The sequence below is a fragment of the Acinetobacter sp. HA genome (assembly GCF_000264725.1).
GTDB lineage: Bacteria > Pseudomonadota > Gammaproteobacteria > Pseudomonadales > Moraxellaceae > Acinetobacter > Acinetobacter schindleri.
Genome location: NZ_AJXD01000049.1, coordinates 91,227 through 105,011 on the forward strand (window position 1 = coordinate 91,227; position 13,785 = coordinate 105,011).

Below are 13,785 nucleotides of genomic sequence, written 5' to 3' on the forward strand. Positions count from 1 at the left end.
ATTATTAATAAAAAGCGCCTATATTTTAATCAAAATCTATTTTATATATGAGAGATGGATCATCGTTATCTAATCTGTTTTTGGTGAATTGTCCGACAAAAAACACCGCAGTTCTTCACGTTCCTCGGTATTTTAAGAATATTCCCAGAAAAATTAGAAACATCAAAGTTCAGAAGAATTTATACCGCGAACATCTTTAAAAAGAAAGGTCTCAGATATTCGCATTGATGAAAGGAACGGATCCGATGACAAGCTTAACGCCATTGCATGAAACCTATTGCAAGTGGGATCGTACTCCTCCTACCCAGGCAGATGTACTGGAAGGACTTGCTCAGCTTGTTACCATGCGGTTTAATGATGTTGCCCAAGAACTGATCAAGACTATCCAGCGTGAAATCTTATATAGTTTCTTTGGTTTAAGTGAACGTCATTCAGAAAAAATCCAGAACCTGCCTGCCATTGTCCGGCTCTATCAACGTTCCTATGACCTGTTGTTTCACTATGGCAATACCATGGTTGCCCCTGGACTACGCCGTATTATTACCAGATTCCCACGTCTGCATGACAAGCCGCTGACGCCGAGCCTGCATTTTCTGGTTGGTGTGCTAAATGGCATCATTGGCGACTATCTGCTCAAGCATCAAAATCCGATGGCATTGCCGATGGTAGTTTATGATCACTATACTTCATTGCAGCAAGGCGAACTGACTGGCCGGATTACTATATTCGTGCATGGCTTATGTATGAATCATCTGACCTGGTCCAATCATAAGCATGAAGGCATTGGTGAAAAGCTGCTGGCACAGCGCGATAACAATACCATGTTATATCTCAACTATAACTCCGGACGCCGCATTTCCGCCAATGGCCGTAGTCTGGCCAATACCCTGCATGACTTGATCACCCGCAATCCCGGCATTACCAGTATTGATCTGATCGGACACAGTATGGGCGGATTAGTCGCTCGTAGTGCCCTGTTCTATGGCAAACAGCATGTCTATGAATGGGTCAATATGGTCGACAATCTGGTCTGTCTCGGCTCACCACATCATGGCGCGGCATTAGAGCGCTTTGGTTTTAGCCTGCAGGATAAACTAGGACGCTTCCCGTTTGGAAAGATTATTGGTCATGTGGTGAATATCCGCAGTAATGGCATTCTGGATCTGCGCTACGGCAGTGTTCGGGATGATGACTGGGAACATAATGAAGTCAGGATTGGCCTGATGGATGATAACCGTAAGCCAGCACCGATTCCATCACATATCCAGACCTATCTGGTGGCCGGTACAATTGAATATGAAAACCGGCATAACCGCACCCGCAATGTGATTGGGGATTATCTGGTCAGTGTCAAAAGTGCACTGGGTGAGCATCCGAACCCGCGTTTTCAGTTGAAAGTTCCAGACTCCCATAAAGCAATTTTCTATGGATTGAACCATTTTGAAATCCGGTTTCACCCACAAGTGGCTGAACAGATCGTGCGCTGGTTCTATCCGAGTGTGGAGGACAAAGTCTTTGACCAGATCCATGAATATATGATGGATCTGGAAAGTGTTGAAGGCATTGCTCTGACCTGATTCAGTTATAAAAAAAACCCTCAAATGAGGGCTTTTATTTGCATCAGTATTTATCTCTTAGGCGTTTGACTGGCGCTGTCTGATATTTACGGAATAACTGCCATAAACTGACCAGCAACAAGATACTGAAAAATACCAGTGACCAGACCGGTAAAGACTGCCCCAGAAAAGTCCAGTCCACTTTGGCACATTCACCTGAACCGCTAAGTACCTGCTGGAACACCGACTTCATTGGCAAGGTTTCCAGCCAGTAATCCAGACCCGGACCACAACTTGGGACTTTATCCGGCGGCAGGTTTTGCAGCCAGACATGACGTGCTGCCACACCTGCGGACCACAAAATACTCAGTGATCCTAAAAAGGCATACAGGCGTTTCATGCCATTTGCTTTCGGATTATGCAAGAAAGCAATGAAAGAAATAATCCCCAGACCAATCAGGCCAATACGCTGAAAAATACACAACGGGCAAGGCTCAAGACCCTGCACATGTTCTAGATATAATGCAAATGCCATCCCCATCACGGATGCGGCAAATAACGCACCACTCACGAAGCGGTAACCCCATTTCATGGTCGATCCTCTTGTTTTTTATCGAAATTGAGCGAGATATTCAGCAAAGCTGATGCTGCTATCTTGCTCGAGTTCCTGCTGTTGCTGCAAGGACTTTTGTGATAATTCATCAAAATATGCAGTGGTTTTTTTACTGAGCTGATGCGCTTGATAAACCGCAGCATGCTGCTGTGCCAGCACCTGGCCGAAATGCCACATGCCACCCTGCTTACGGATATCACCCACCACAAGCGCAGAAAGTGTCGCATCGACTTCATCAACACGGATTTGCATGGTCTTCATGGCCGTCGTGTAAAGATTATTGCCATATGCTGCATCCAATAATTCTGCCAGCGGCTGCATGCGCGCCAGATGAACTGCACACCAGTCTTCGATTAGATATTTTTGACCATTTTCCAGAATAGCCGCATTCGGAGCACGACCACGATTGACCACTTCAGCCTGATTCTTTTCGATGATGTCCTGCTCATCGCTGAGCAGTGCCGGGCTGTCCTGCAATAAACAGTACAGTGCAACTACTTCCAGGAAGCCTGCGGTATGTTCATCAATCCCGATCGGGCTGTATGGATTGACATCCACTGCACGCAGTTCCACATAGCCAATACCACGATTTGCCAGTGCCTGTGATGGAGTTTCACCTGCTTCTGGCACCTGTTTTGGACGTACCAGACTGTAGTATTCATTTTCGATCTGTAGCACATGATCATTGATCTGGATGGGTTGCCCTGTTGCATCTTCAAGGCCCAGACGGGTAAATTGTTTATATGGTGTTTTAACTGCTTTTTGCAGACCTTCCAGATAGTCCTGCAAGTTGTTGTAATGAATACCGAGCTGCTTTTGGGCTGAGTTCTGATAACCAAAACGGCCCATGCGCAATGCAGTTGAATATGGGGTATATAAGGTGCCACGAGTAAGTGGCAACAGTTGATGATCACGTCCGGTCATAAAGCATTGGCACACTGCCGGGCTAGCACCAACCAGGAACATCACCAATGGTGTCAGTCGGATAAAGTTACGGATCAGCCCCATATAACGGTGGCTACGGTAATCCTGCAGGCTTAAGTTACGCAGTGACGCGTCACTTTCGTTGGCCTGTAACGCTTCGAAGAAATGATCCGGGAAAGACAGATTATAATGTACGCCCGAAATGGTCTGCATACGGCGACCATAGCGCACACCTAGACCACGACGATAAAGTGTCTTGAATAAACCAATATTGGAAGAACCGTACTGCGCCAGTGGAATGCTGTCATCGCTGCTATCGAGCATGCATGGCATCGACATCGGCCACAGCTTTTCTTCATCTTCCAGTTTGCGATGTACGATGGCATGGATATCCATCAGGTAATCCAAAGCGCCACGAATACTGTCTTTTGGCGGAGTAATAAACTCCATCAAAGCTTCAGAATAGTCAGTGGTGATATGCGGATGAGTCAGGGCTGAACCTAGTGCTACAGGATGCGGCCTTTGCGACAGAAAGCCATTACCTTGCATACGCAGGCTTTCTCGCTCAATTCCGCGCAGCATCCCCTTGATGAGCGACGAATCCACCCAAGTTGGTAATACAGCTTGGCTGGTCGATTCAGGTTGACTCATTACAATCTCGCTTAATGGGCTAAACTATTAATATAAAATCATCATTTTATAAGAGTATAACGTGATTTTAGATCCGCACATTACACCCTGCCTGCTTTTCAGGCAAATCATTGATTTTAATTCCGCAAATTTTTAACACAAACTTTCTCTATAAGACATGTGAAATTTGTGATTTTATTAACGAATAAATGCTAACGAATTGTAAACCTTATGAATTATCAAGATATTTTGGACTTCTGGTTTAGTGCCGAAACCCAGCCGAACTGGTTTGCCAAAAGCGACCATTTCGACCAAAGTTTGACTGAGCAATTTTCAGAAATTCTGGAACAGGCGAGTCAGGCTGAATTATGGTCCTGGCGTAAAACTGCTGAAGGCCGTCTGGCAGAAATCATTGTTCTGGACCAGTTTTCTCGCAATATTTTTCGGGGTACTGCACGTGCTTTTGCCCAGGATAGCCTGGCTCTAGCTCTGGCACAGGAAGCCATTAGTCTGGATCTGGACAAGCAGCTCAGTCCGGAACAGCGGGCTTTTTTATATATGCCGTTCATGCACAGTGAATCCAGACTGATTCATGAATATGCCTTCAAACTATTTCAACGCCTCGGTAATCCGTCTAATCTCGAATATGAAATCAAGCATAAAATCATTATCGAACGCTTTGGACGCTACCCACATCGCAACCAGATTCTGGGCCGTGAATCTACCGAGGAAGAATTAAGTTTCCTGACCCAGCCGGATAGCAGTTTTTAGGTATTTTCAGGTACTGCTGTCGCTGGATCACCCCATCAGGAGAACGAAGATGAAGAAGACCATCATCGCCTTAGCATTTGCAAGCACTGCCCTGCTTTCAGGCTGTGCAACGACGCCTTCCAAACCACTGACCTTTGATCAGCTCGGCCAGTACAGTACTACACCTCTCAATGCCCAGACTTACCGGATCAGTTTCAAGGCGCGTCCAAACATGAGCTTTGGGACAGCTGAAGAAATTACCTTAGTTAAGGCGGCCCAGACGACTATACAGAATGGTTTCCAGTTCTTTCGGGTGCTGGATGATCCAAGCAACCGTACCCAACGACCTCCGCGTGAAGCAATCGTCTATCCCACACCCATGCCATATCCCTATGGCTATTATCGCCGTTATCCATTTTATTGGCCTGATCCCTTCTATGACATGCCGTATCGTGTCACTGTAGAGCCAGCACAGATTGCCTATACGATTGAATGCTTTAAACAGGGACAGGCGCCCAAAGATGCCTTCGATGCTCGCTTGATTCTACAATCGCTCGGCGCTAAATATGGTCTGAGCCCAACAGGTGAGATACTGCAGCCACAGCCTGTGACTATGACTAAATAGGAGTCTTTATGCAGACAGAGACCAGTTCACCGAGCCTGCAACGCAGTAAACGTTTTGCCACCATTGCCTTAATTGTGGCTGTCGTCACCTGGCTGGCACTGATGGTCGCTGCCAAATTACTGCCAGAATATGTATGGTTGATCCATATCCTGATGCTGTCTGCAGAAGCAGGTGTGGTAGGTGGAATGGCAGACTGGTACGCAATTACCGTTCTGTTCCGCAATCCTTTTGGCAAGTTGCCCATTCCCAGGTTTCTGCGTGACCACACCGAGATCATTCCACGCAATAAGGCCCGTATTGCCGAGTCGATGGGTCGCTTTGTGCAGGAAAACTTCCTGTCTCCACAAATTGTGGAGCGTAGTCTGGCCAGTACCGACCTGAGCCTGGCAGCAGGCCGCTGGCTGGCAAATCCGGAGAATAACCGTCAGGTGACTCAGGTCATCCAGCAGACTGCTCCACGGATCTTTGAATTTGTCGGTCAGGAACAGATTTCCGGCTTTATTCAGAGCAATAGTGTGCAATGGGTGAAAAGCACCCAGATCAATCATCTGGCCAGTGAGATGTTGCGCGCTGTACTGGAAAATGATTTTCATCAGGATGTTCTGCAACGTGGCCTGGATCTGGTACATGCCTGGATGACGTCTCATCCGGAGCAGACCCGTGAACTGACCCGTACCCTGTTTAAGGAAATGGGGGTGTGGAAATTGGCAAAGGGTGCCAGCTGGATCGGGATTGACGTGCAACAGCGCAGTATCGACTCGGTAATTCAGCGCGTCGAAGCCATGCTGGCAGATCCGGATCATCCTTGGCGCCTGAAGATTGAAGAGTCCGCCCATCAGCTGATGCTGCAACTAGCTGACAATGATAGCGATGCCAGTCAGCGTCTAAATTCTGCTAAAGATGCCCTGCTGGACAGCCCACAGGTACTGAACTTCATTAGTGGTGCCGTGGTGATTCTCTGTGATGCGATCAAGGCAGATCTGGAAAAACCGGATTCCGGTATTGCAGAGAATCTACGTATTGCCATTCAGCAAGTGGGTGAAAATATCATTTCCAACAGTTCAGTGCGTGAATTACTGAATAACCGTATGAGTAATATGGCAGTTGACTTAAGTGATCAATACAGCGAGAAAGTCATCCGTTTTATCAGTGAACGGATTCATGAATGGGATTCACGTGAAATGATTGACAAGATTGAAAATGAGGTCGGTGGCGATCTGCATATGATCCGGGTCAACGGCGTGGTGGTCGGGGCCTTTATCGGTCTGGTACTGGGGATTATCCGGGCCATTGTCGAATATGTGCTTTGATTCTTAGCTTATGCTCAAATCTCAGGGATTGAGCCATCATTCAATTTTCTATTTGCCAGATAAGAACTCTAGAAAACCTTAAACGTGTTTTAAGCAGTACAAGGTCAGGTGTAGTTCCTGCTAGAACAATCTTGGTAATCCTTTTGTTCTGCTTAATCTCAAAAAGCTGGAGATCTTCCGGCTTGCTCTAGTGCAAGCCAGAGTCCTGAAAATTGATCATTCGGGCCAGCTGTATACTTTTCAAAATCGGCAGGTAAATCAACTCAATCAACGCGTGAGTGGTATGCAATCAATAAATCTACTTCGGTAGTTGTGAGCCACTCATATCCACCAACAGGCCAGTGAGCTTACGTACGAATGGCAACAATAGCAGCACGATCGGAAAAGCGAACGCCCAGGAAATCATCCAGTTATGCAGCCATAATGAAATAAAACCTTCAATCCAGCCCAAAGTACGCAGCATATTAATGAAAGAAATGATACCGCTCATCAGGCAGGACAGGATGAAAGGGATAATTATCAGTGCCCATTTAGCGGGAAGTTTAGGAGTATTGCCAAAGATAACCGGACGTTGTTGCGAATCCACTGCAAGCTCTTTTTGTTATTTCAATCTGGTTAATATAGGCTATTTTCAGTGATTGAGGATTCATTTTTATAGCAAATTTTGCAACTTGCTTATTACGATATTCTTTATGTGATATACGAACGAATAAATGACAATTTTGTATAAATCTTCCAGCTACCGATCGTATATTTTTTATTCCCCATAAATGGTTTTACCTAAAGAGTCGGAAATTTGCTATATTTGCTGTTTTTCTGCGATATCTATTTTCGACTGATTATGAATACGGCAATCCAAGCAGCTCTCGATCATGCAGTGCAAACCTTACAGGCACAAAACGTACTCCCATCTGACTGGAACAATACAAGTAATTTGACGCGTACCAAAGACCGTAGCCACGGTGACTTTGCATCAAATATTGCCATGATCGCGTCTAAAGCTGCGGGTATGAAGCCGCGTGATTTAGCAGAAAAAATCCTTGCTGCCTTGCCAGAAGTTGCAGATATCAGCAAAGCCGAGATTGCAGGCCCGGGTTTCATTAACTTCTTCCTGAATGCTGACCAGCGTTTCGCAGTTCTGGACCAGATCCAGGCGCAACAAGCGACTTATGGTCGTACCCAGGCCAATGCGGAAAAACGCATCCAGGTGGAATTCGTTTCTGCGAATCCAACTTCTAGCCTGCATGTGGGTCATGGCCGTGGTGCTGCATATGGTATGACCGTAGCGAACCTGTTAGAGGCAACAGGTGCCAAAGTTGACCGCGAATATTATGTGAATGATGCTGGTCGTCAAATGGATATTCTGGCGACTTCAACTTATTTACGTTATCTGGAATTGACTGGCCAAGAACTGGTATTCCCGAAAAATGCCTATCAAGGCGACTATGTTAAAGAGATCGCACAAAGCATTATCGACCAGGATGGCGATGCCTATGTACGCCCGGTAGCAGATGTCTACAAAGACGTACCTGAAGATGTGCAGTTTGCGGCTGAACCGGATGCTGAAGGCAATAAAGTCATACTTTCAGGCGATAAAGAAAAACATATCGATGGCTTGATCTTCAATTCTCAAAGCTTAATTGGCGAAGGTTACCGTGTGTTCCATCAAGCAGCGCTTAAAGCGATTCTTGATGATATTAAAGATGACCTTGGTGAATTTGGTGTGACTTTTAACCAGTGGTTCAGTGAAGCATCTTTGACAGAAAAATTGAAGAAGCATTACAAACGCTGGATCAACGTGGTTTCTTATACGAAAAAGATGGCAATATCTGGTTCAAATCAACTGAATTTGGTGATGAAAAAGACCGTGTGGTCAAACGCCGTAATGGTCAAACGACTTATTTCGCATCTGACATTGCATACCATTTAAATAAACTCCAACGTGGCTATACCGATATCATTGATATCTGGGGTTCAGATCACCACGGTTATATCGCACGTGTAAAAGCCGCGATTGATGCACTAGGCTATGACTCGAAGAAACTGACTGTGCTGTTAGTGCAGTTCGTCAGCTTATGGCGTGGTGGTGAGATGGTACAAATGTCATCTCGTTCAGGTCAGTTCGTGACTTTGCGTGACCTGCGTAAAGAAGTGGGTAATGACGCAGCACGGTTCTACTATGTGATGCGTAAGTCTGAGCAGCACATTGACTTTGACCTTGACCTTGCAGTGTCACAAAGCAAGGACAACGCTGTGTACTATATCCAGTATGCCCATGCACGTATCTGCCGTATGTTAGAAAAGGCGGTCGCGACTGGCGTAAACTTTGATGCTGTGACTGCACGTGGTCTGGCCGCTAAACTCGAGCTGGATGCTGAAACTGAAATCCTGGCAAAACTGGCAGCCTACCCTGAGATTGTGGTTCGTGCTGCAAACAGCTATGAACCACACCAGGTGGGTAACTATCTGAAAGAATTGGCTGCATTGTTCCATGGTTGGTACAATGAGAACAAAGTACTCGGTGATGATGCTGAACTGACTCAAGCTCGTCTGCTGTTGTCTGTAAATGTACGTCAAGTGCTCCGTAATGGTCTGGAACTTCTTGGCGTATCAGCTCCTGAGTCAATGTAAAGCACTGCTTTTACATTGACGCAAGACGAAGAACTTTGTTCGAAGTGAGCATACAAGCAGACAGCCAAAACTATGAACTAGATGTCCGATTTGACATCTAGTTCATAAAAATATCCTGTGGAGTGGGTGATTTGTATAATGACATTTGTATTACGATCACATACGATGCAGAGAGTAAGGCATAACACCGGTTATGCCTTTTTCTGTCTGGTAAAATAAATACAAGAGGAAATCCCCAGTGTTTGGAAAAACGCAACGCGGTGTATCTGAACGTCCGAACAAGCCAAAGAAGCCATTGATTCCTGCATGGCTAGGCACACTCGTGATCATTTTAATCGTGTTAAGTTTTCTGGTGGCGCTCATGCTGTGGAAGCCATGGGAACCTGTAAAACCAAACAATGATCAGATCACTTCTCAGCATTATGAAGAGGAAGACACCAACAAGGATTATCGCTTCTATGACCTGTTGCCGAAACAGCAGGTTACTCCAATTCCTGAACAGGCTGTGCCTGAAACCAATAAACAGGATGCTGTGGTCATTGTAGAAGCTCCTCGAACTGAGGAAGCTGCACCTGAAACTGTGAATGAGCCGGGACTGGTAACTGAAGAACCTGTTGCACCAGTAGCGACCTATATTCTACAAGTACGCAGTTTTGATGATCCGGATCAGGCAGATGCACGCCGTGCCGAGATTATCCTGAATGGCCTATCTGCGGATGTGGTCAGAAGTGTTGAAAATGGCAAGGTCTGGTACCGTGTGGTTTCCGGTCCTTATGATTCTGTAGAAGCGGCGGTGATTGCACAACAGACTTTGCAGCATAGTGGTATCGATTCGATTGTTGTGAAGCAATAAATAAATTCTAGATCTAAAAAAGCGCCTGATGGCGCTTTTTTTTGTACCTTTTAATTCCTCCCTTTTCAAAGGAAGGTCGGGAGGAATTTTCTTAAACGGTATGCCCTAAAGCTTCACCCATCAACACTGTTGAATTGGCTTTAAACTTCTCATCCCATTGCATCTTGTTTTCTTCAAACAGAATGACAGCCGTTGAGCCCAGGTAGAAACGGCCAAGTTCTGCACCTTTTTCTAGAAACAGATTATGCTGGTTCAATTCAATCCGGCCTGAAGGTTTTACTTTACCCGTCGCCACGGTTTCAATACCGGCTACAATCATGGCCCCAACAAGCACCACTGCCATACGACCAAGCTCAGTATCAAACAGGCACACCATGCGCTCATTACGTGCAAACAGGCCTGGAATATTTTCTGCTGTCGTCTGATTGACCGAGAACAGTTCACCCGGTACATACAGGGTTTCTGTCAGTGTGCCAGCAAATGGCATATGCACACGGTGATAGTCACGTGGTGACAGATATACTGTGGCAAATTCACCGTTTTTGAATGGCTGCGCTAGTTGTGGATCGGCAATCAGATTTTCAACTGTAAACTTTTGGCCTTTGGCCTGGAACACATCACCATTTTCAATCTTGCCGAGCTGGGAAATGGCACCATCGGCAGGAGAAACAATACTGCCCTGGTCAGCGTCGACCGCACGCACTCCGGTTCTTAGACCACGGGTAAAGAAATCATTAAATGACTTGAACTTCAAGGCATTGGTCTGCTCCGCAATCGACATGTCGATACCGTATTTGGCTTTAAAAGCAGAAATCACCGCAGTTTTTACAACCGGATTTTCACTGGCTGCAATTTTACCTACCACACGAGACAGACGATGCTGTGGCACCACTTTCTGAGCCTGGATAAATAATTGTTGTTTTAAACGCGATGTGATGCTCAAGATGGCAACTCCCCTGTAGCGATTGGACTATCGAGGCGGTTGCCCCATTCACTCCACGCACCGTCATAAGCTTGGATTTTCCAGCCGAGCAGACGTCCTAAGATATAGGCCAGCCCGGAGCGGTGATGTGACTGACAGTACACCACCACAGGCTGCTTAAGATTAAAACCCAGTTGTTCCAGGCGCTGTTGTGTGCGCTGCAAAGGGTGTAATTTTAAATGATTTTCACGGTTAAGGGCAGTACTCCATTCAAAATGACGTGCTCCCGGAATGTGACCGCCGCGTCGTGCTGTCAGACGCAGGCCGGTATATTCATCTTCAGTACGACAATCCCAGAGCTGGATCTGCCCTTGATCGACCTGCTGACGTAGGGCTTCATAGTCAATTCGTACTGTATTTTCCTGGTTCAGGTTGATCTGCACCAGTTGTTCGACTGGCTCCAGCTTCACCGGATCAGAGGAAGTCGGCAGCCCAGCCGCTAACCAGGCATGAATACCACCATTAAGTAAGCTGGTGTTCTCAAATCCTAAACAATGTAAGTTCCATAACAGACGCCCTGCCCAAGCCCCACCTTCATCATCATAAGCCACGACATGATGCTCAGGAGAAATGTTCAGATAACCAACCAGTGCTTCCAGGCCTTCTTGATCCGGTAATAGACCCAAAGCTTGCTCTTCCTGACGAACCAGCATTTTTGGCTGTAAATGGAGTGCATGCGGAATATGCAACTGTTCATAAACAGAGGCACGACTCAGGTCAACAATACGGAGTTTTTCATTGCCCAGATGCGGCACCAAGTCTTCTGTTTCTATCAGCAGACCCAAATTAAAAGCTGAAGCTGTCATCGTTATCATAGGTATTCTGGTTCAAATCAGTCTGATCTTAGCACAGCTCATTTTTACAATTATGCGGTTTTTATTGGGTTATTTATCACAATTTATGCTAAAGACCCTGACACACAGGACATTGCATAAAAAACCGCCTCAGGTTGAAGACGGCTGATTGAGATTACTTTTCAGCGACTTCGCTGATGTCAAATACCTGACGCAGATACGCAAGGAAGGTATCATTGTCGGTCATGGTTTTTCCTGGACTGTCGGAAATTTTTGCGACTGACTGACGGTTACATTCCACCAGTTTCAGCACGATATTCAGCGGTGTCTGTCCCATGTCATTGGTCAAATTCGTTCCGATCCCGAAGCTGACCTGGAAGCGATCTTTGAAGTACTGATGCAGTTTCCAGGCTTTTTCCAGATTCAGGCCATCACTGAAAGTCAGCATCTTGGTTTTGCTGTCTATTTTCAGTTTTTTATAGTGGGCATAGGCTTTATCGCCCCATTCATAAGGGTCGCCACTGTCATGACGCAGGCCATCAAACAGCTTGGCAAAATACAGGTCGAAATCACGTAAGAAGGCATCCATCCCGACCACATCAGTCAGGGCAATTCCCAGATCACCACGATATTCCTGTACCCAGGTTTCAAGTGCTGCTTTCTGGAAATCACGCAGGCGTACATCCAGTGCCTGGAAAGCTTGCAGGAATTCATGCGCCATCGTACCAATTGGCGTAATACCCAGTTCTTTGGCTAATAGTACATTACTGGTTCCACGGAAGACTTGTGGCGCTGCCTTATTAAATTCTTCCACCACATGCTTTTGCCACTCGAAGCTGTAACGGCGGCGGGTACCAAAATCAGATACCAGAAATGGCGGATCATTTGAATCCTGCGAAGCATCGTACTGTTTCAGTAGTTGCATTTTGGCCTGCAGCCGACGTTCACCTTCTATCAGCACTTCTGGAGTACGGATCCGGCTAAAATACAGTTCGTTGACAATCGCTAGGACAAAGATTTCAAACATCATGGCCTGAACCATTGGGCCTTCAACGGTAATGTCTAAACGACCTTCACTGTCGATGGTCGCCTTGATAAAGCGGCGTTTGAGCTGGAACAGCTCCAGATAATCCACAAAATCACTTTTGATAAAACGCAAGCTGCGTAAATACTGCAGTTCATCTTCTTTAAATTTCAGCTGGCACAGCAGATCAAGCTGATGGTTCAGATCATCCAGGATATCCGTGAGTGGATAAACCGTATCTTCAAGATTACGGCAACGGAAATGATAAAGACTGTGCGTTTGCGGAAACTTGTGTAATACCACTTGTAACATGGTGAATTTGTACAAGTCAGTATCAAGCAGGGATTGGATGATTGGCGCCATAACTTAGGAAATATCGCTGTGCTTATCTTTGCATTAAAGCATAAAAAGCCCTGCAATATTGCAGCAATTACATACAGCCAGGAGAAATATAGACCAAAGTACTGCCATAAATAACAGCTTATTTGTCTGCTTTTACTTTAGGTTTTTCTGCTTCATGGATGATTTTTTGTAGCTGTTTTTCCTGGCCAATCACTTTAGCAAATTCAGCCGTGGTTTTTTGTCCGGCCTTTTTGGCTTGGGCATCACAATCCATCTGACGCAGCTGTTTGGCGATGGCAAATTCCATTTTGAACAAGGCTCCCATTAAAGCGGTATTGCCGCGGTTGTCTCGGGCACAGCGGTCTGCACCATGTTTCAACAAGGTTGTAACAATACTCTGATGACCATAATAGGTCGCCATCATCAGCGGGGTATAACCGTCTTTATTGCGCACATCGACCGGAAAGCCATGTTTTAAAAATTCGTTGATGACTTCGCTATTGCCAATTTTGGCAGCAGCGAAGAAGAGGTCGACCAATTCCTGTTGTGAAGTCATCTGAACGCTTGCCACAGTTTTTGCAGGGGAGACATTCTTCACTTCAGCAGCAGTTGCGAATACGCAACTGAAGGCAAGAATACTGGCTAAAAATGCTTTTGGCATAAATTTCATGATGAACTCCAACAGAAATCGAAAAGAAAATTTCAGTCACTCAGGATTCAATTCACCTGAGATGAGATAGAAACGGAGTGC

General features: G+C 45.9%; 12 protein-coding genes and 1 pseudogene. 6 read left to right on the top strand and 7 right to left on the bottom strand.

Going from position 1 to position 13,785, the window contains the following annotated elements; genetic code table 11:
• Nucleotides 1-245: 245 nt before the first annotated feature.
• The gene (locus tag HADU_RS10010) at nt 246-1,577 is read left to right on the top strand and encodes a hypothetical protein (protein ID WP_008305835.1); all 1,332 of its coding nucleotides are present in this window, start codon (nt 246-248) and stop codon (nt 1,575-1,577) included.
• A 43-nt stretch (nt 1,578-1,620) separates the two neighbouring features.
• Here HADU_RS10010 and HADU_RS10015 read toward each other — a convergent pair whose 3' ends face one another.
• Both HADU_RS10015 and gshA read right to left on the bottom strand, forming a co-directional pair.
• Nucleotides 1,621-2,148, bottom strand: a complete 528-nt coding sequence (locus tag HADU_RS10015; protein ID WP_008305837.1) for a disulfide bond formation protein B — start codon at nt 2,146-2,148, stop codon at nt 1,621-1,623.
• 18 nt (nt 2,149-2,166) lie between these two features.
• Nucleotides 2,167-3,744 (bottom strand): glutamate--cysteine ligase, encoded by a 1,578-nt coding sequence (gshA, locus tag HADU_RS10020; RefSeq protein ID WP_008305840.1) that lies wholly within the window; start codon nt 3,742-3,744, stop codon nt 2,167-2,169.
• A 210-nt stretch (nt 3,745-3,954) separates the two neighbouring features.
• Between gshA and HADU_RS10025 the strand changes: the two genes are divergently transcribed.
• The 3 genes from HADU_RS10025 to HADU_RS10035 are packed head-to-tail and all read left to right on the top strand — an operon-like array spanning nt 3,955 to nt 6,408.
• Nucleotides 3,955-4,494, top strand: a complete 540-nt coding sequence (locus HADU_RS10025) for a DUF924 family protein (RefSeq protein ID WP_004813851.1) — start codon at nt 3,955-3,957, stop codon at nt 4,492-4,494.
• A 49-nt stretch (nt 4,495-4,543) separates the two neighbouring features.
• Complete coding sequence (locus HADU_RS10030) at nt 4,544-5,098, top strand: CC0125/CC1285 family lipoprotein (protein WP_004890876.1); 555 nt, start codon at nt 4,544-4,546, stop codon at nt 5,096-5,098.
• Between the two features lie 8 nt (nt 5,099-5,106).
• A complete protein-coding gene (locus HADU_RS10035; RefSeq protein ID WP_004890880.1) occupies nt 5,107-6,408 on the top strand; it encodes a DUF445 domain-containing protein in 1,302 nt (433 codons plus the stop codon).
• A gap of 298 nt (nt 6,409-6,706) precedes the next feature.
• On the opposite strand, the gene HADU_RS10040 is transcribed toward HADU_RS10035, so the two are convergent.
• Nucleotides 6,707-6,994, bottom strand: a complete 288-nt coding sequence (locus HADU_RS10040) for a DUF2798 domain-containing protein (RefSeq protein WP_004890882.1) — start codon at nt 6,992-6,994, stop codon at nt 6,707-6,709.
• A gap of 255 nt (nt 6,995-7,249) precedes the next feature.
• Here HADU_RS10040 and argS point away from each other — a divergent pair.
• Nucleotides 7,250-9,039, top strand: a pseudogene (gene argS, locus HADU_RS10045) (arginine--tRNA ligase).
• A 238-nt stretch (nt 9,040-9,277) separates the two neighbouring features.
• Complete coding sequence (locus HADU_RS10050; protein WP_004813862.1) at nt 9,278-9,892, top strand: SPOR domain-containing protein; 615 nt, start codon at nt 9,278-9,280, stop codon at nt 9,890-9,892.
• A gap of 91 nt (nt 9,893-9,983) precedes the next feature.
• Here the strand turns inward: HADU_RS10050 and asd are convergent, their stop codons facing one another.
• The 4 genes from asd to HADU_RS10070 all read right to left on the bottom strand — a co-directional run bounded on the left by asd (nt 9,984) and on the right by HADU_RS10070 (nt 13,704).
• Nucleotides 9,984-10,835 (bottom strand): archaetidylserine decarboxylase, encoded by an 852-nt coding sequence (gene asd / locus HADU_RS10055; RefSeq protein WP_004813864.1) that lies wholly within the window; start codon nt 10,833-10,835, stop codon nt 9,984-9,986.
• Complete coding sequence (locus HADU_RS10060) at nt 10,832-11,680, bottom strand: sulfurtransferase (RefSeq protein ID WP_008305845.1); 849 nt, start codon at nt 11,678-11,680, stop codon at nt 10,832-10,834. Before HADU_RS10060 ends, asd begins: the two co-directional genes overlap by 4 nt.
• A gap of 163 nt (nt 11,681-11,843) precedes the next feature.
• Complete coding sequence (pncB, locus tag HADU_RS10065) at nt 11,844-13,055, bottom strand: nicotinate phosphoribosyltransferase (RefSeq protein ID WP_008305847.1); 1,212 nt, start codon at nt 13,053-13,055, stop codon at nt 11,844-11,846.
• Between the two features lie 118 nt (nt 13,056-13,173).
• Nucleotides 13,174-13,704, bottom strand: a complete 531-nt coding sequence (locus HADU_RS10070) for an ankyrin repeat domain-containing protein (protein WP_008305849.1) — start codon at nt 13,702-13,704, stop codon at nt 13,174-13,176.
• Between the last annotated feature and the right edge of the window lie 81 nt (nt 13,705-13,785).